The organism is Enterococcus sp. DIV0724b, assembly GCF_050531475.1.
GTDB classification, from domain to species: Bacteria; Bacillota; Bacilli; order Lactobacillales; family Enterococcaceae; genus Enterococcus_L; species Enterococcus_L haemoperoxidus.
Genome location: NZ_CP172890.1, coordinates 203,657 through 220,696, shown reverse-complemented (window position 1 = coordinate 220,696; position 17,040 = coordinate 203,657). Strand labels below are relative to the sequence as shown.

Genomic DNA, 17,040 nt, shown 5'->3' with positions numbered 1-17,040 from the left:
CACAACAGATTCAAGTGTTTCAATTATGTTCTCCCCAACTTCTACACGTACTAATATACAGTCATCAGATGTTGACACTCTTATCGCAGTACTATCCTTCCAACTCTGATAAAATGGCTTCATTAAAAGCAGGAATATCTTTAGGCTCTCTACTTGTAATTAAATTATTATCTTTAACTACTTCTTCATCTTTAGTTATTGCACCAGCAAAATATAAATCTGGAATGACAGGTTCTGTAGCTGTTAAAATCCTTCCCTTCACAACACCTGCTTGAATAAAGATTTGTGGCCCATGGCATATAGCAAATACAGATTTACTCATTAACATAAATTCTCTAACCACTGAAACAAATCTATCATCTGTTCTTAATTGGTCAGGTGAAAAGCCTCCGGGAATAAACAGCGCATCAAACTCAGAAATAGAAATACTCTCTATCGTGGCATCTCTCATAAATTTAGTCCCATGTTTGCCTAAAAATCCTTCATCTGGCGATACTAAGGTAACTCTATGCCCAGCTTTCTTTAACGCTTCAACAGGTTCTACTAACTCTACATCTTCAACAAGATTCGTTGCAATTACTAAAATATGCTTCATAGTTATTCTCCTTTGCATTTATTTTTTATTTTTTTCTTTCTCATTACTAGCATTACTAATCAGTGAATGAGAATACTCCTCCATGAACTAATACGTCTCTTCCACCGTATTTAGCAGCATCATTCCAAGACATAAATGCCCAAACTGTTCCTTCATCTAAATTAATATTATGAGAAACGGATACGCCTGTACTTTCAATCCAATTTACTGTATATAGATTTCTAGACAATTTATGGACATAAATTTTTTCTGTTTCAGAATTGCCATAGGTCTCCTGACTTAAAGATGTCCAAGTAACATGATTATCCTCGCTATATACTAATTTAAAATGATAGCCTGTTTCAAATAAAACTTCTGCTGTTCTTCCTGAGAAAGGATGAACCTCGGTTGCTAAATCTAAAACTTCTGCCGGACTAACATCCTCATTATCCCAATTTTGTTCACCTTTCACTACTTTTGCACTCAATTCTAAATTTCCTAATGGAAGATTAGGATATGCTTCTTTCATTGCGTTAATCAATTCTTCGCTAGTTGTCGTCTTTTCAGATTTTTCAATGAAAACTTCAATATATTGCTCCGTAAAATCCAAGTTTTGTGTACTAAAATCATTGTCCACAATAAAATGTCCCGGAACTACCTGATTTAATTCTAGTTTTTTAAAATACTGTAAATCTTTGATCCACTGCTTTTGCTCTTCAATTGTTGGAGTGTCAGCTAAAAATAGATGTTCTCCTTCAGCTACACAAATACCGCCAAGTAACATCTTATCTTTCGCATTGAACAAACTTGTCTTTAGAGGTTCCTGTCCAACTATTTGAAATTCTAACTCTTCAAAAAGTAATTTTCCGTAAATAATTTCGGGAATAATGATTTTAGTCGGGGTATCTTCTTTCAAAACTGGAGACCATATATCTAATTTACTTGCATAACTTTTTTTCATTCTAGCAATGGTATACCGAGTAGCTAGAATATCAGCATCTGGGAATACCTCCTTAATAAAACTTGTACCAAAATAATAATCTGGATCGCTATGAGAAATGTAGATTGTCGTCAGTGCTAGATTTTTCTCTTTTAAAACATCTATGATCTTTTGAGCATCTGATTTAGAAAATTGGGTATCTATAAGCAATGCCTTTCCATCTTTTTCGACAATTATTGCAGTTGTTCCCATTATCTCGTCTGGTTGCATGACATGGTAACGGTGAGTATTCTTCTCTATCGTTTTATAGATTTTTTTATTCATAAGTGTTCCACCATCCAATCTTGATTCTCACTAACTACAACGGAAATGCTGTACAGATACATGCAAAACGCTGTAATAATTTTTATTTCATTAAACATTTAATATATTATTCGCTATTTTATAAACATATAATTATTTCTGACTGTTTCATTAAATAAACTTGTTTTATATGATATCCAAACTTTGTTTACTTCTTGGGGGCGGATATATAGAATCTATAAGCATTAATTCTTCCGCGGTCAATTTAATAGTAGCCGATACTATATTTTCATATACATGCTTTTCATTACTTGATTGTGGAATTGCAATTGTAGAGCCATTTCTAATCACCCATGCAAGCATAATTTGATAAATCGTTACGTTTCGTTTTTCAGCTATAGAGCGTAGAATATTATTTTGAGTTATATTTGCTCCTCTGCTATCCCCTTGATCAATTGGTGCATAAGCGATTAAGGGAAGATTTAACTTTGTTTGAAAAGGTAATAAGTCATATTCAATTCCTCTGCTCACCATATTGTACAAATTCTCATTAGCTGCACAACTACTCCCGTTAGGAATACCATAGAGCATTCTTAGGTCAGCAGTGTCGAAGTTTGATACACCCCATGAACGTATCAATCCTTTAGCAACTAAGTTTTCCAAATCATATACGGTTTTTTCTAAGGGAATATTTCCTCTCCAGTGCAATAAATACATATCTAAGTAGTCTACTGAAAGTCTAGATAGACTATTTGTTAATGCCTTGCTCAAATGAGGTTCTTGCCCATTTTGAGGATAGAATTTTGAAATTATAAATAAATTGTCCCTATCATACCCTTTTATTGCTGATCCTACCAAAGACTCTGCGTTTCCTGAGCCATACATTTCAGCCGTATCAATTACATTAGCCCCACTATCTATCGCCATTCTTATGGCACCAATTTCTTTATCTCTTGTAGAGACATGATCTCCCATATGCCATGTTCCAATACCTATAGGGTGAACCATTTTACCGTTTAACAATACTTTTTTCATGGTTTTCTCCTCTTTCATAAGTATTTGTAATGCATTGAGGTTACTCGGACATCTCTTCATAAGCTTCGATTTTAGCAGCTAAGCGTTGGATTTGAATTTCATTTTCTATATAATTAAGTGAATTTCCTAACTCGGTACCTCTTTTTTCTTCCAATCTCTCTAATTCCTTTTTTGTTTCAACAATAAATAAATTTAGTTTTTCTTGCATCAAGACACACCTCCTAAATATTTATAAATAAAGAATATATTATCAATATAAATTTGTTAAACAAATAGCATTACCATATTTTGGGAAAAAAGGCATAATTTTGTATAAAAGTTTTGATATCGTTTTTTATTTAAAAGAAAGAATATTTTTTATACAATCAGAAAAATTAGAGCCTAATTTCCATAATTTTTTGAAGAGTTTATGCAAACAAATTTATATCTATTGACATCACAAATATAGTTTTAATTATTATCTTTAGCATAATAAAAAAGCCTAGATAGAATTCATCTAGACTTTGATTTAATTATTTTACCATGTATTCAAATAATTCTTACATTGATCCTTTAAATACATCTGCATTTTTCACAAAATAGTCTACTCCTGAATAGATCGTAAATAGCAAACAGATGTAAAGCATAATTTGATCTACTGGAAAACCAATTGCAGCAAATGGAATATTATTGATAAACAATAATATAATCGCAACCATTTGTGTTGCTGTTTTCACTTTACCTGGCCAAGCAGCTGCCATCACTTCTCCGCCTTCAACTAATAACAAACGCAACCCAGTAACTGCTAACTCTCTACAAACAATGATTGCCACTACCCAAGTTGGTGCTTTTTGTTGCCCAACTAAAACAATAAAAGCTGTCATCACGAGCATTTTATCTGCTAATGGGTCAGCAAACTTACCAAAATTGGTAACTAAACCTCGTGCTCGAGCAATCTTGCCATCTAACCAATCAGTAATACTTGCCACCGCAAAAATAATTGCGCCAACTAACTGAGTAACTGCTAAAGATGTTCCTGCTATTGTGATTGTTCCCCAATCCATTGGTATGCTAACGACAGCGATAAAAATTGGAATCATAAATATTCTAATGACTGTTAATTTATTTGGTAAATTCAATGCCTATTGCCCCTCTCTTCTCTTCCTTATTTTACGTTATCTTATAGAAGGTGTCACGAAAAAAGATACATTATCATTCTAAAGAGAGTTGTTTAAGTGTATTTGATTAAATACTCTCAATAAATGAGCGAGAAAAATGTTGGAAATGGTTTGTTCTCCATCCCAAATTTTTCTCGCTCATTTTTTCTGTGAACAATTTCTTTTATTGCGGTTGTTGAGACTGCTGTGGTTGTTCTGTTTGTGCATAAGCTACATTCATATTGATATTTCTTGGTCCAATTCCAGTATTATTCGGATTGAATTCTGCTTTTTGTCCATCTAATTTGAACTCCATATACTCAGATGCACCTAAACTTATGACCATTTGAGTTGTGCCTGCTGGTACTTCAACTGTTTTAGGCTGACCTGGCTGAATTGTTTCTTGATAGAAATAACCATTGTCATTGTTTGCCGCAGTCGCAATGTAAACACCGACCCAACAAGGTCCTGTCACAGCACTAAACTCAAGTTTCGCTGGATTTGCTACATTGACTGCACTCATATTGACAATTGTACCAGATTCACTATCGAATTTTACTTCTGTTGGTGCTTTTGGTTCTGACGAAGAACTCGTCGAAGATTCTGTACTACTTGATGCAGGCGCTTGACTTGATTCAGAACTTGAACTTGCGCTTGAATCAGATTCTCTTATGATCTCAGAAGCTGGCGGCTGAATGATAGGTGTTGTTTGACGATCCTGCCATGTAATATAAAAAACAACAATTGCGATTGCTAATCCAATCAGTGAAAATATAACTGCAGGTAAACTACGCATAAAACGTTTAGCTGAGCTATGTTCATCATACATTTGCGTCCTTGACTCATCTAATGTTTCGTATTGGACCGCTGTTTCGATATCTTCTGGTTCATCTATTCCATCATAAATTTCTACTAATTCATTGCCATCTAATCCGACTGCACTTGCATACTGGCGAATAAATGCACGCACATAAAAAGTTCCGGGCATAGAGTCAAAATCATTTTCTTCGATTGCTATCAAATAGCGTTTTTGTGTTTTGGTAATTTGCTGCAGTTCATCTATTGACATATTTTGCTGCAGTCGTGCATCTCTTAATTTTTTTCCTATATTCACGCTGGCCACTCGTCCATCTTCTCCAGTCTCTCTAATTTATCAGTTTTGCCTACTATAAATCAGGCGATTTTTAGTCATGCAGCTTTTGGGTAAATAAGATAAAAAATCTCTGAATAGACTCTTATCCAACTGCTCTTTTGTATGGTTTAAAGTTTGTGTTTATTTTATGTAAAACAGTTAGGTAAAGTTCTCTTATTCTACTTGAATTACCTAATCAAATAGCTAGAAACTTCTAATTATCCAACTGTTCTAAGGATAACATAAAAAAATACTACTGAGGATAACATTTTTGAAAGTTTTGACTAAATATCGGACTTTTTTTGTTTGATATAATCGTTACTTCTCATCCTTACTTTTCTATCCTAGGATCTGATGATTTTTCTCATAGTGAGGAAAATCATCAGCATCTAACAAATAGTGTTTATTTTTTTGGATACATATAAAAACGACTTAAGCCATCTTTGTTTATAAACACTTGTGCTAATTCTTTAACATCAGATAGTTGAATACTTTCAATAACTTCTGGTGTATCAAATAGCGTAGTTTCACCATATAGTGATTGTGAAAATTGGTTTGCAATATATTCTAATGAATTTAATGACTGAAAATACTTGCCGATCATTTTCTTCTTCAATAAAGATAAATTCTCATCTGTTACTTCAGAACTTTTATCTGCCGTTAAAAGAATCTCCTCGATTCGTTCAGCCAATTGCTCAGGATGATCACTATCTCCACCAAAATCGGCAAAATGAAAGCTACGATCCAAATTAAATTCATAGCCAAAGCTATCGTCTAACAGCCCTTCATTGTACAAATTCAAATAGTTTTGTGACGTATTGCCAAATAGTAATTGGAACAGCAAATTCGCTGTAGTTTTGTATTTAAGCAGTTCTTTGCCATCTGTAGGAAGTTCGTCTAACCCTTTTAAGCCAACAATAACTTTTGAACGGCTAATAGCCATAGAAAGAGAACTTTCCTTGATAATATCTGCTGCTGTTTCTTGAGGAAAATGACGTTTGATTGGTTCGGCTTTCGCAAATGTTTTAGTAGATTGATTCTTTCGGATAAACGTCATCAATTCTTCTGGGTCCATTTTCCCAACAACAAATAATGTCATATTACTTGGGTGATAAAAGGTGTTGTAACAAGTATATAAGTCTTCTGCTGTGATTTCGCCAATACTTTCCACGGTTCCTGCAATATCGATATGCAGAGGATGTTTTGGATAAAGATTACCCAATGTCCCGAAAAATAAGCGCCAGTTAGAATCATCCAAATACATTTGGATTTCTTGTCCGATGATCCCTTTTTCTTTATCCACTGTTTCTTTGGTAAAGTAAGGCTCTTGAACAAAATTTAGTAACGTTTCTAAGTTTTTCTCTACTTGATCTGTTGTTGAAAACAGATAGCTTGTTTTTGTAAAACTTGTAAAGGCATTAGCAGAAGCGCCTTGACGACCAAATTGTTGGAACACATCGCCGTCTTCTTTTTCAAACATCTTATGTTCTAAAAAGTGAGCAATCCCATCCGGTACCTTTACAAAATCAGTTTCGCCGATCGGCACAAATTCATTATCGATCGAACCATAGTTGGTCGTAAACAAGCCATAGGTTTTGTTGTACTCTTTTTTAGGTAGCAAATAAACAGTTAATCCATTATCTAGGACTTCTGTGTAAAGAACTTCATTGATTTGAGGATATTCTTTTTTATTCATCGACTGTTTCTCCTTCCAAAAAGAAAATGGCTTGTAGTTGCACTAATTTGGCAACACGTTGAACATCAGCGATCGTGACAGCTTCCATTCGACGAATCCACTCATCATCTTTTAAACGAAGGTGAGGAATCAAATCATTCAAATATTCATTTTCTAAGACAGCACCTGCATTATCTAAAGAAAGTAAATATTGATTTTTCAACATGGCTTTTGTTTGTTCTATTTCTAAGTCTGTCACATTTCCTTGGCGGATATTGTCTAATTCTACTGAAATCAAGCGCAGAACTTGGTTGCGATTTTTACCATCGATTCCCGTCTGAACGCTTAGAAAACCACGGAAGGTATCAATACTGCTAGATGCGTAATACGCTAAATTTTCTTTTTCACGGACATTCATAAATAATTTAGAATGTGGAAATCCACCAAATACACCATTGAAAATTTGTAGCGCAAAATAATTTTCGTCTCCATAATAAACATCCGTATGATAGCCTAAATTCAATTTAGATTGAGCTAACGTTTCTTGTTCAGAACGTTCTTCAATCACATTTCTAGATGGTTGCGCATAAAAAATATCTGCAATTCTAGACGCGCGATCTTCAAATGGTAATTTACTAAACAATGCTTTGACTTCAGCTTCATCCACATCCCCAAGGACAAAAATATCGACTTGGTCCTCTTGAATCATTTGTTGATGATAGGCCGCGATACTTTCAGCTGTTTCTTTTTCTAGATCCGCGATAGTACCGAAACTTGGAATTTTTTGGTCTTCAGATTGACTGAAATACAGATTTTGTAAAGCCAATGAAGAATAGACTTGTTTATCTTCTGAAATACTTTCATAATAGGCTTTTAAATTTTCTTTTTCGCGTTGGAAAGTCTCTGCTTCAAACTGCCCATCGATAATATTGGGATAAAATAAAATCTCTTTCACAAAATCAGCAGCATCCGCTAAGACATGGCTATTTTCTAAATATTTATCATTGACTAAGTTCATAGAAAGGTTTAACAAATGTAAATTTCCTTTCTTGTTTACGTTGATTCCAAAACTAGCCCCATATAATTCGGCTAGTTTCTCACTTAATTTTACTTGGTCTGGATAGTTCAGGCTATTTGTTTCTAGTAGACTAGATAAAAGTGTCCGCTTCGTGATTATTTCTTTATTCAAACGCGTATTAAAACGAACCAAAATACGCACTGTTTTATATTTTTCTGTTGGAACAACATGTAAGTTGACCCCTTGTGCTAATGCGATCGGCATCTTGTCAGCTCCTCTTTTTTCATCATAATAAAGCCCAGTCTGAAATACAATCATCTGGCCGTTTTTAAATGTTTTTTTAATAATTTCTACATCCATTTAATTATAGCACAGCTCAACTATCTTTCCTTGATGTGAGAGTCTTTCATTTCAATTTTTTTAAATTTTTCTGTATACTTGATTTGAGAAAGGGAGGTTAAACTTATGATCAAAGAATTTAAAGAATTTATTATGCGTGGAAATGTCCTTGATTTAGCTGTTGGGGTCGTTATTGGTTCTGCTTTTACTGCCATTGTGACACAAATCGTTAATGGGTTGATTACGCCACTCGTTAGTTTAGTATTCGTATTGACTACTGGAGAAAAAAGCGCAGATGATGCCTTAGGCGCGCTCGTTTTTCATGTTAAAGGCGTGGCATTCAACATTGGCGATGTAATCAGTGCACTTATTACATTTTTAATTACCGCCTTTGTGTTGTTCCTAATCGTAAAAGCTGTTAACAAAATGAAGAAAAAACCGCAAAATGAGGAAGAAGAAGTTTCTGGACCTACAACGGATGATTTATTAGAACAAATCCGTGACTTATTGGCAGCTCAAAATGCTACGAAAACAACTGGTATTTTGAAAGATAACGCCGAGGATATCAAAAAGTAACTATCCGTGATTAAATCTAGCTCAATTTTTTTAATGAACGTTCCCAACAAATGTATCTGCGTTTGCTGGGAACGTTTTCGTTTATACAAAGAAGAAAAAAATGACACACATTTTTCTATGCGTGCCAATTTTTTATTTAGTTTCTTCTCATATTGATATGAGGAATATCATCTTCTAAATACACATCAGAAATTGCTTCGAACCCAAAAGCTCCATAGAAATCTGTCAAATGTGCTTGCGCACCAATGATAATTGGTCGGTTTGGGTATTTATCCTCAATTACTTTCAATGTTTCTTCTAAGAGTTTGTTTCCTAATTTTTTCCCACGATAATCAAGATTTATTATTACTCTGCCAAAAGTCACCGTATCTCCTTTATCGATTATTCTAGTGTAACCAACAATATCTGGTCCCTCTTGCAACCAAGTATGCCAAGCAAACTCATCAGCTTCATCCACCTCTTGGTAAGGACAGTTTTGTTCAACCACAAAGACAGAGATTCTCAGCTTTACAATTTCTAGAAATTCTTTAGTCGTCAGTGTTGTAAATTCTTTTGCATGATACTCCATTGCATTGACCTCCTCAGCATATTAAATAGTATAAAAATAAGAGTTTTAATAATTAAACGAACAGCTGTACACCATTCCATAGATTTAACAGTAATACCAAAAGGATCACAACTTGATAAATTTGAGTCACTCGTTCAGAAGAAATCTTCCCACTAATCAACGCACCCACGAATCCGCCTATAACAGCAGCTGGAATCACATAAAACAAGATTGTCAGATCAAACCGCCCAAACCCTGTTGATTGTGCAATCGTAAATAATTTTGCCGCCTGCGAAAAGAAAATCGTAATGATCGAATAAACGGTTGCTTCTTTGATCGGAATTCCAAAACACAACATCAATAATGCTACATTGATCGGTCCGCCACCAATGCCCAATAAAGTAGAAATAAACCCTAAAAACAAACCAATACTCACATACCAAATGGGATGTGACAAATCGAAAGAACGATCATTGCCAATTTTTGTATAGAAATAAGCAAATAATAACGTTACGATCGTCAGAATAATTTGGATCAATTGAACATATTTCTCATCAGAAAAAAAACGTAATAATGATTCAAATACCGTATTCCCTAAAATTCCACCAATTACAGAACCTAAAGAAACAAAGAAAGCAATCGGAAGTTGTAATTTCAACCCATTCTTCATTTGTCTTAGTGTAGAGACGATCGACATAGTAAAAACGGCTACGCTAGAATAAAATGAAATTGCTGCTAATGGATGAAAGTGTAACGTATCTAGTACGGGTTTTATGATCACACCGCCGCCCATTCCTGAAATCGCACCAACTGTATTTGCTAAAATAATGACAATAAAATAAATAATTCCTATATGCACAATATTTTTCCTTTCCTAAAAGTAATCACACTCTCTTTAGGCTTTTCTTCGTCTAGCAAAATCAACAAATTTGAATTTATCTAATCTGTGCCTAGATTCTGTGTATTCAAAACAACGTGTATCTTCTAAACTAACTACACTACGAACAACGACCACATGAGTATCATCTTGTATATCCATTAATGTACGATCTTCTTCTGTTACAGCTTCTACTGTGATCTCTTTTTGCGCGTAGCTGATCACTAACCCTAAATCGTTTTCAAAATAATCATAGATAGAATCTGCTGCCCGCTCCTCAGGCAACTCATTAATAATGTCTTTTAGTAAATAATCGATATCAACGATTACCACTTCTCCGTCAATCTCCCGTTGTCGGACTAAACGCCAAACCACAGCCTCTTTCTTCCATCCGGTCAAACGAGCCAAAGATTCACTGACATTCTCTTCTTTTAGTTCTACGACTCTAGTGATGCTATGTATTTGTTGCGCACCTTGCAACTCTTTATAACTGATGACACCAGAAATCGGCAAATCAAATTTTCTTACATTTAAGACGATTGATCCTTTACCTTGTTGCTTTTGGATATACCCTGCATTGATCAGCAAATTCAATGCTTTACGAATCGTTTCTCGTGAAACGGAATACTGTTCAACTAATTGATTTTCACTAGGTAACAAGGTTCCAGGTTGATAATCACCATCTAAAATCCCTTTTTCAAGCTCTAAAAATATATCATGAAACTTATTCATGTCCATCCCTCCACCTTAGGATACTCAAGGAAAATGATAGCACATTCTTCCTTAAAAAAATAGCATTCTCAACAAGTAAGCTTTCGAATCGAAACAATTCATTTAGATTATCCGACTTGTATTTACAAGAGTTTCATACTATAATGAAAACGAAAACAACAACATGTCTATACAAGTTAAAATAAATTTTAGTCAGGAGCCCTTTATAATGAACTTTCTTTTACTAACACTCACCCATAATAGTTTACACATCCAAGAAAAAATGGAGAACACGCTCATCTCAGAGCATATGTTTCCCTTTTCTGATTTTGAATTCCCTAAAACAGCGGTAACTTTAGCTGCACAGATCAAAGAACAATTTCCAATGGCTACAGGCGCTGTTTTTAATACCGTAGTGCCTGACTTCTATAGCGAAAATATAAAAGTAACACCTTTAAACGTAGGCGTAGAAAGTCTAATCAAGCATTTTTCAGAGTTATTGAATTTACCGATTCTTAGCGTTTCTGAGCTAGAAGCTGCTACAGATCTAGCTGCTACATTTAAAGAAAAAAAAGAGTATTTAACTTGGAATTTGGATTATTTTGGCTATACTCCAGGCAAAGAAGAGTATTCAGTTGAATCCTTATTGACGATTGGTAATGGTTTTATGGGCTTACGTGGTACAGTCCCTGAAATGACCCTCTCAAAAGAATCCTATCCTGCGACTTACATTGCGGGACTTTATAATGAAGAAAAATCAGAAGTTGCTGGTCAAATCGTTGAAAATGAAGACTTTGTTAATACACCAAATAACCAATATATCAGTATCAAAGTAGAAGGATCAAACGAATGGCTAACTCTTGAAAAAGCCACGTTGCGTTATTTGCATAGAAATCTAGACTTAAAAACAGGTTTGTTTTCTTCTCATATGATTATTGAAGATAGCCAGCAGCATCAAGTAAAAATTACAGCTAAAAAAATAGTCAATATGGCTAAAAAAAATAATTACAGCATCCAATATTCGATCAACCCATTAAATTTTTCTAAAAATATTACAGTCAAAACAATAACGGACGGATCTATCTACAATTTCAATGTTGAACGTTACCGTAATCTAACGGCTAAACACTTTCATGTCACCCAATTGCTCGCAGAAAAAAACAACACAATGATCGAAGTTCAAACCAATCAATCGAAAATAAACGTCCAACAAGTAGCCAGGATCACGGGTGATTTTTTTGAGGCTGATTCTATTAAAAATTCTATTGGAAAAGAAATCATTGAACAAGAAATTACATTTTATGCTGAGCAAAATAAGATGTATACTTTCGAAAAACATGTTCAAGTTAAAGCATCTATAGCAAAAGAAAATTGGGAAACTGCCTTACTTCCAGCAACTTCTTTTGACTCAGAATTGGGTGAAAGTAAACATGCTTGGGCGTCATTATGGGAAAAATCAGATATCCAGGTTACAGGTGATTTGATGTCCCAAAAATTATTAAGGATCCATACGTATCATTTATTAGTTTCGGCTTCTCCATTTAATAATAATGATTTAGATGTTTCTGTAACTGCCCGCGGTTTACATGGCGAAGCCTATCGTGGTCACATTTTCTGGGATGAAATTTTTATTCTACCATTTTATATTCTTCACTTCCCAGAAACTGCTAAACAGCTGTTGATGTATCGTTATAACCGCTTAGGTAAAGCGAAGGAAAATGCTCGCGAAAGCAACTACGCTGGTGCCATGTATCCTTGGCAATCGGGGCTTGATGGTAGCGAAGATACACAAAAACTTCATCTGAATCCATTGAATGGCCAATGGGGTGAAGATCATAGTGTCCTTCAGCGTCATGTCTCATTAGCAATTGCATATAACGTCTGGATGTACTGGAACAATTCTGGAGACGATCTGTTCATCAAAGAATATGGTGCTGAAATGTTAGTAGAAATTGCTAATTTTTGGCGCAGTGCTGCAACTTTAGACGAAACGACTAATCGCTATTATATCGATAAAGTCATGGGACCAGATGAATTTCACGAAGCTTATCCTGAAAGTACAGAAAGTGGCCTAAAAAACAATGCCTACACAAACTTAATGGTAGTCTGGTTATTTGAGGAGTTAGAAAATATCCTTTCACTACTAAATACGCAAGAACAAACAGAATTATTTAATAAAACGGGTATTACACAAGAAAATCTCAAAAGAATGGAAGACATTCGCAAACGTTTATCGATCGAAGTCAATGAGGACGGGATCATCGCCCAATATGAAGGTTATTTCGATTTAAAGGAAATTGATTGGGAAAAAGCAAAGGAACAATACGGCAATATTTATCGAATGGATCGTATTTTAAAAGCAGAAGGTCAATCACCGGATGATTATAAAGTCTCAAAACAAGCAGATACTTTGATGTTATTCTACAATTTAAATAAAGAAAAAATCGATGAAATCTTAGCTGAACTTGGCTATGATTTACCTGCCGATTATCTTGAAAAAAATCTTTTATACTATTTAAATAGAACATCACATGGTTCAACGTTATCAAGAATCGTCCATGCGCAATTGGCGGAAGAAGTAGCCTTTCATGATTTATCTTGGAAGTTGTACCAAGAAGCTTTATACTCTGATTATCAAGATATTCAAGGTGGTACGACTGCTGAAGGAATCCATACAGGTGTGATGGCTGCAACGATTTATGTTACTTTGACCACTTATGCTGGAATTGATATTAAAAAGAACCACCTAACGATTCAACCAAATTTACCGAAAAATTGGACCGATATGACCTTCAATATTGATCACAAAGGAATTCACTATAATTTGATCGTTTCAAAAAATGCTGTTCAAGTTTGTCCGTCACAAGATACAACGGTAATCATCCAAAAGCAACCTTACCAATTGATTGCCCATAAAGTCACAACAATCAACTATTAAACATGAGACAGGAGAATACACATGAAAAAAGGCTTTGTTTTTGATTTAGATGGCGTGATTACTGATACAGCCAAATTCCATTATATTGCTTGGAAAGATTTAGCAGCAAATTTAGGAATAACGATCGACGAAACATTTAACGAAACATTAAAGGGCATCAGCCGCATGGATTCTTTGGATAGAATTTTAGCTTATGGACGCAAGGAAAATGATTTTACGACAGCAGAAAAAGAAGTATTGGCCCAAAAGAAAAATGATGAATACGTTAAACTTCTGGATGATCTTTCTGAAACTGACTTATTACCTGGTGTTCATGACTTTTTAGTCCAAGCAAAAGAACATAATATTCCTTGTTCAATCGCTTCAGCTTCGAAAAATGCCCCAATGATTTTAGAAAAGTTGGGTGTGCTTGATTTCTTCGGGCATATCGTTGATCCGGAAACTCTGAAAAAGGGGAAACCTGATCCAGAAATTTTCGTAAAAGCAGCGGAAAGTATCAAAGTTGCGCCACAAGATGCCGTAGGTTTTGAGGATGCACAAGCAGGAATCGAAGGCATCAAAGCTGCAGGAATGTACGCTGTCGGTATTTCTGCAACTGAAGTTTTAGTAGGAGCAGATTTACAGGTTGCTTCAATGAGTGAATTAGATGTTGAGCAATTAATAACGATTTAGAAAATAAATGAACAGATCCAAAACGTTAGACCTAAACATCTAATGTTTTGGGTCTTTTCATCTTAAAATAAATTAGTTAAATGTAATTCTTAAGATACTTTTAAACATTTCAATATAAAGTCTTTTGTGTTACAATATCATTACAGAAAGAAATGGGGTTATGACTAATGAAAAGGAAATTGTTTAGCGAATTATCACCACTGACTTATGAAATATCTATAAAAAAGAATATTCTCCAGAGAAAAATACGAGATTTTGTTCAGCAAGAACAACTTGCGCAAACTAAAAATGATGCACTTCTACCTGTATCCGTTTACAAACATACCTCTTTGATACGTAGAAAATTAGGGAATACGGATCTGACCTTACAGGAAAATAAAGCATCTAATTTGAGGATTGCCGCACCTAAAGTATCAAACATCTTGATCAAGCCTAATGAAACATTCTCTTTCTGGCATTTGGTTGGTAAATGCTCTACAAGTAAGGGATATAAAAACGGTGTAACGATTTTTAACGATACTGTTCGTCCAGGTCTTGGTGGCGGTCTTTGCCAGTTTACTAATTTGATTCATTGGATCATTCTTCATTCACCATTAGAAATCACTGAGCATCACCACCATGACGGCTTAGATCTTTTCCCAGATTATGGACGTAAAATTCCTTTTGGGACAGGAACATCAATCGTTTATAATTATCTGGACTATCGTTTTAAAAATAATACAAACAATACTTATCAGCTAATTATTTCTGTTAGTGAAACTCACCTTAATGGTGAACTTCGCTCAGACAACGAACAAATTTATAGTTATCATATTCGTGCTGAAAATGAATATTTTTCAAGAGAGAATGGACACGTTTTCCGTAATGGGCAAATTTTCAGAAAATGTATCGATAAAAGAACAGGTAATCTATTAGAAAAGAAAATGATCAAAGAAAATCATGCACGCGTTTTATACGATACAATGAATTTAGAAATAAGAACTACTCATTAAATGTACTAAGCCATTATACTATTTATACGTTCATTCTAGAAAAACTAAAGAAACAAAGAGTAAAAATCGGAAATAACATTTTTACTCTTTGTTTCTTCAGTTAGTCAATGTAGTAAGTTTCTTCCATTTACGAATTTTAGTTCGGAAATTGGTAAATGGTGCTACCGTATTGATGTGTACCCATTTGTATAAAGGCCACATCGCTTTAGTCGTGGCATAGTTTCTCTGCCCTGCTTCAAATAACTCTTGATCAGACAGTGTTTCTAGCCAGATACACACCTGATTGACAGACTCTCTCAGCATTTTTCTTTGTTCTGCGATACTGTATTTCCCATATTTTTCATAAAACGACTGATATAAGCCACCTAAATTATTCCATTTATACCCTTGCGCAGGCGTTTGGACTACTTTTCCTGCTTGTTCATCTTGCTCCCACTGAAGAATCAAGTTCACCCAGCCAAGTTGATAAGACAAATTTTCAGAAGGCGTTTTATCTACCTCATCGATCCGTTCATTCTTTAGCGCTTCCGGCACTTGCTCAAACTCTTCATCATACTTCTCGTACCTTTTTTTGATTTCATCAATCAATTCCTGTTTATTTTCGTATGTACGCATAAATAGACCCCTTTCGTGTTACGATCTGCTTCTATTTTAAACCTTGTCATAATGTCAAAGTCAAGTATACTAATAAAAAATGACTACCTATTTTAAGGAGCAAAAGAATGTTTAAAATCAGCGAATTTTCTCAATTAACAAACATCAGTCCACGTATGCTCAGACATTACGATAAACTAAATTTATTAAAACCTGAGATCATCCATCAAGAAAATAATTATCGCTACTATACAGCAGAGCAAATCAATCAAGCGAATCGAATCCTTTCGCTTAAAAATGTTGGCATCCCGCTAAAAGAAATCAAAACACTTTTAGAGAATGAAAACGACCAAACAGACTACCTAATCCATCATCGAACACTACTTGAACGGGAATTAGCGGAAAAAAAGCTACAACTTGCTTATCTAGACTGGCTGGAAGAAAAAAAGAAGTCTCCAGAGAAAACAGGAATGAATTATCCCATCGAAACAAAAAAAATGAACGATCTGCTCGTTCTTACTTATCGGCAAAACGTAACCTCTTACTATGAAGAAGAGCAACTTTGGCAACAACTTTTTGCGACTATACGAAGTGAGGATATGTCTACACTAGGTCAATCGATCGCCGTTTTTCATAAGACTACTTCGAAGAATATCGACATCGAAGTTATGGTTAGTCTTCCAGAATCGCTTAAACACATCTATCCAGAGACTAAAACCTTCTCTCCAGGATTGATTGCTTCTGTTGTAACAAACGGCTCTTACGCTTCTATGCCGACTATTCATACCGATATGAACAACTGGTTGAACGTGAATGAGTACACACTTTCTGGAAATACCTTTAACATTTATCACTCTAGCCCAGCGAATGAGGAACGGGAAGAATGTTATATTACAGAGGTTTGTTATCCCATCGAAAAAACATTCAACCAGCACTAATATTTATCTTTCTTTTTGTTTATATTTTACTATTTTCAGTTTA

Annotated in this window: 17 protein-coding genes; 5 read left to right on the top strand and 12 right to left on the bottom strand. The window is 34.7% G+C overall.

Going from position 1 to position 17,040, the window contains the following annotated elements; genetic code table 11:
* Window positions 1-91 precede the first annotated feature (91 nt).
* The 8 genes from IGJ02_RS01035 to yfmF form a co-directional block, all read right to left on the bottom strand.
* On the bottom strand, window positions 92-595 hold the full coding sequence (locus tag IGJ02_RS01035; protein WP_430602906.1) for a type 1 glutamine amidotransferase domain-containing protein: 504 nt from the start codon (window positions 593-595) through the stop codon (window positions 92-94).
* A 55-nt stretch (window positions 596-650) separates the two neighbouring features.
* Window positions 651-1,838, bottom strand: coding sequence for a MoaF-related domain-containing protein (locus tag IGJ02_RS01030; RefSeq protein WP_430602905.1), 1,188 nt, complete (start codon window positions 1,836-1,838; stop codon window positions 651-653).
* Between the two features lie 165 nt (window positions 1,839-2,003).
* Entirely contained in the window at window positions 2,004-2,852 is an 849-nt protein-coding gene (locus IGJ02_RS01025; protein WP_430602904.1) for an aldo/keto reductase, read from the bottom strand.
* Between the two features lie 40 nt (window positions 2,853-2,892).
* Window positions 2,893-3,060 carry a hypothetical protein gene (locus IGJ02_RS01020; protein ID WP_430602903.1) on the bottom strand — a complete coding sequence of 56 codons (168 nt, stop codon included), beginning with the start codon at window positions 3,058-3,060 and terminating at the stop codon, window positions 2,893-2,895.
* A 331-nt stretch (window positions 3,061-3,391) separates the two neighbouring features.
* Entirely contained in the window at window positions 3,392-3,970 is a 579-nt protein-coding gene (pgsA, locus tag IGJ02_RS01015) for a CDP-diacylglycerol--glycerol-3-phosphate 3-phosphatidyltransferase (RefSeq protein WP_430602901.1), read from the bottom strand.
* 202 nt (window positions 3,971-4,172) lie between these two features.
* The gene (locus tag IGJ02_RS01010; RefSeq protein ID WP_430602899.1) at window positions 4,173-5,102 is read right to left on the bottom strand and encodes a helix-turn-helix domain-containing protein; all 930 of its coding nucleotides are present in this window, start codon (window positions 5,100-5,102) and stop codon (window positions 4,173-4,175) included.
* Between the two features lie 421 nt (window positions 5,103-5,523).
* A complete protein-coding gene (yfmH, locus tag IGJ02_RS01005; protein WP_430602897.1) occupies window positions 5,524-6,816 on the bottom strand; it encodes an EF-P 5-aminopentanol modification-associated protein YfmH in 1,293 nt (430 codons plus the stop codon).
* Window positions 6,809-8,077, bottom strand: coding sequence for an EF-P 5-aminopentanol modification-associated protein YfmF (yfmF, locus tag IGJ02_RS01000; protein ID WP_430602896.1), 1,269 nt, complete (start codon window positions 8,075-8,077; stop codon window positions 6,809-6,811). The genes yfmH and yfmF overlap by 8 nt, the downstream gene beginning before the upstream one ends.
* Window positions 8,078-8,278: 201 nt before the next feature.
* On the opposite strand from yfmF, the gene mscL reads away from it, so the two are divergent.
* Entirely contained in the window at window positions 8,279-8,728 is a 450-nt protein-coding gene (mscL, locus tag IGJ02_RS00995) for a large conductance mechanosensitive channel protein MscL (RefSeq protein WP_010761921.1), read from the top strand.
* Between the two features lie 136 nt (window positions 8,729-8,864).
* Here the strand turns inward: mscL and IGJ02_RS00990 are convergent, their stop codons facing one another.
* Genes IGJ02_RS00990 through treR form a run of 3 tightly spaced genes read right to left on the bottom strand, consistent with a single transcriptional unit; the run spans window position 8,865 to window position 10,884 of the window.
* Window positions 8,865-9,296 carry a GNAT family N-acetyltransferase gene (locus IGJ02_RS00990; RefSeq protein ID WP_430602895.1) on the bottom strand — a complete coding sequence of 144 codons (432 nt, stop codon included), beginning with the start codon at window positions 9,294-9,296 and terminating at the stop codon, window positions 8,865-8,867.
* 52 nt (window positions 9,297-9,348) lie between these two features.
* Window positions 9,349-10,134 carry a sulfite exporter TauE/SafE family protein gene (locus tag IGJ02_RS00985; RefSeq protein ID WP_010761923.1) on the bottom strand — a complete coding sequence of 262 codons (786 nt, stop codon included), beginning with the start codon at window positions 10,132-10,134 and terminating at the stop codon, window positions 9,349-9,351.
* A 36-nt stretch (window positions 10,135-10,170) separates the two neighbouring features.
* Window positions 10,171-10,884, bottom strand: coding sequence for a trehalose operon repressor (gene treR, locus IGJ02_RS00980; protein ID WP_010761924.1), 714 nt, complete (start codon window positions 10,882-10,884; stop codon window positions 10,171-10,173).
* A gap of 163 nt (window positions 10,885-11,047) precedes the next feature.
* Between treR and IGJ02_RS00975 the strand changes: the two genes are divergently transcribed.
* From IGJ02_RS00975 to IGJ02_RS00965, 3 genes are all read left to right on the top strand, one after another.
* Entirely contained in the window at window positions 11,048-13,801 is a 2,754-nt protein-coding gene (locus tag IGJ02_RS00975; RefSeq protein WP_430602894.1) for a glycoside hydrolase family 65 protein, read from the top strand.
* 21 nt (window positions 13,802-13,822) lie between these two features.
* Window positions 13,823-14,473, top strand: a complete 651-nt coding sequence (gene pgmB / locus IGJ02_RS00970; protein ID WP_430602893.1) for a beta-phosphoglucomutase — start codon at window positions 13,823-13,825, stop codon at window positions 14,471-14,473.
* A gap of 167 nt (window positions 14,474-14,640) precedes the next feature.
* Window positions 14,641-15,465: a VanW family protein gene (locus IGJ02_RS00965; RefSeq protein ID WP_430602891.1), complete on the top strand. Its 825-nt coding sequence runs from the start codon at window positions 14,641-14,643 to the stop codon at window positions 15,463-15,465.
* A 96-nt stretch (window positions 15,466-15,561) separates the two neighbouring features.
* Here the strand turns inward: IGJ02_RS00965 and IGJ02_RS00960 are convergent, their stop codons facing one another.
* Complete coding sequence (locus tag IGJ02_RS00960; protein WP_430602890.1) at window positions 15,562-16,080, bottom strand: ClbS/DfsB family four-helix bundle protein; 519 nt, start codon at window positions 16,078-16,080, stop codon at window positions 15,562-15,564.
* Between the two features lie 107 nt (window positions 16,081-16,187).
* Here IGJ02_RS00960 and IGJ02_RS00955 point away from each other — a divergent pair, with 107 nt between their 5' ends.
* A complete protein-coding gene (locus tag IGJ02_RS00955) occupies window positions 16,188-16,997 on the top strand; it encodes a MerR family transcriptional regulator (RefSeq protein ID WP_430602888.1) in 810 nt (269 codons plus the stop codon).
* The last annotated feature ends 43 nt before the right edge of the window (window positions 16,998-17,040 follow it).

Coding starts and splice junctions, on each gene's coding strand:
- IGJ02_RS01035 (WP_430602906.1), bottom strand. CDS start 595: ATGAAGCATATTTTAGTAATTGCAACGAATCTTGTTGAAGATGTAGAG.
- IGJ02_RS01020 (WP_430602903.1), bottom strand. CDS start 3,060: ATGCAAGAAAAACTAAATTTATTTATTGTTGAAACAAAAAAGGAATTA.
- IGJ02_RS00955 (WP_430602888.1), top strand. CDS start 16,188: ATGTTTAAAATCAGCGAATTTTCTCAATTAACAAACATCAGTCCACGT.
- IGJ02_RS01030 (WP_430602905.1), bottom strand. CDS start 1,838: ATGAATAAAAAAATCTATAAAACGATAGAGAAGAATACTCACCGTTAC.
- pgmB (WP_430602893.1), top strand. CDS start 13,823: ATGAAAAAAGGCTTTGTTTTTGATTTAGATGGCGTGATTACTGATACA.
- yfmF (WP_430602896.1), bottom strand. CDS start 8,077: ATGCCGATCGCATTAGCACAAGGGGTCAACTTACATGTTGTTCCAACA.
- yfmH (WP_430602897.1), bottom strand. CDS start 6,816: ATGAATAAAAAAGAATATCCTCAAATCAATGAAGTTCTTTACACAGAA.
- treR (WP_010761924.1), bottom strand. CDS start 10,884: ATGAATAAGTTTCATGATATATTTTTAGAGCTTGAAAAAGGGATTTTA.
- IGJ02_RS00960 (WP_430602890.1), bottom strand. CDS start 16,080: ATGCGTACATACGAAAATAAACAGGAATTGATTGATGAAATCAAAAAA.
- IGJ02_RS00965 (WP_430602891.1), top strand. CDS start 14,641: ATGAAAAGGAAATTGTTTAGCGAATTATCACCACTGACTTATGAAATA.
- IGJ02_RS01025 (WP_430602904.1), bottom strand. CDS start 2,852: ATGAAAAAAGTATTGTTAAACGGTAAAATGGTTCACCCTATAGGTATT.
- IGJ02_RS00975 (WP_430602894.1), top strand. CDS start 11,048: ATGTCTATACAAGTTAAAATAAATTTTAGTCAGGAGCCCTTTATAATG.
- IGJ02_RS00990 (WP_430602895.1), bottom strand. CDS start 9,296: ATGGAGTATCATGCAAAAGAATTTACAACACTGACGACTAAAGAATTT.
- mscL (WP_010761921.1), top strand. CDS start 8,279: ATGATCAAAGAATTTAAAGAATTTATTATGCGTGGAAATGTCCTTGAT.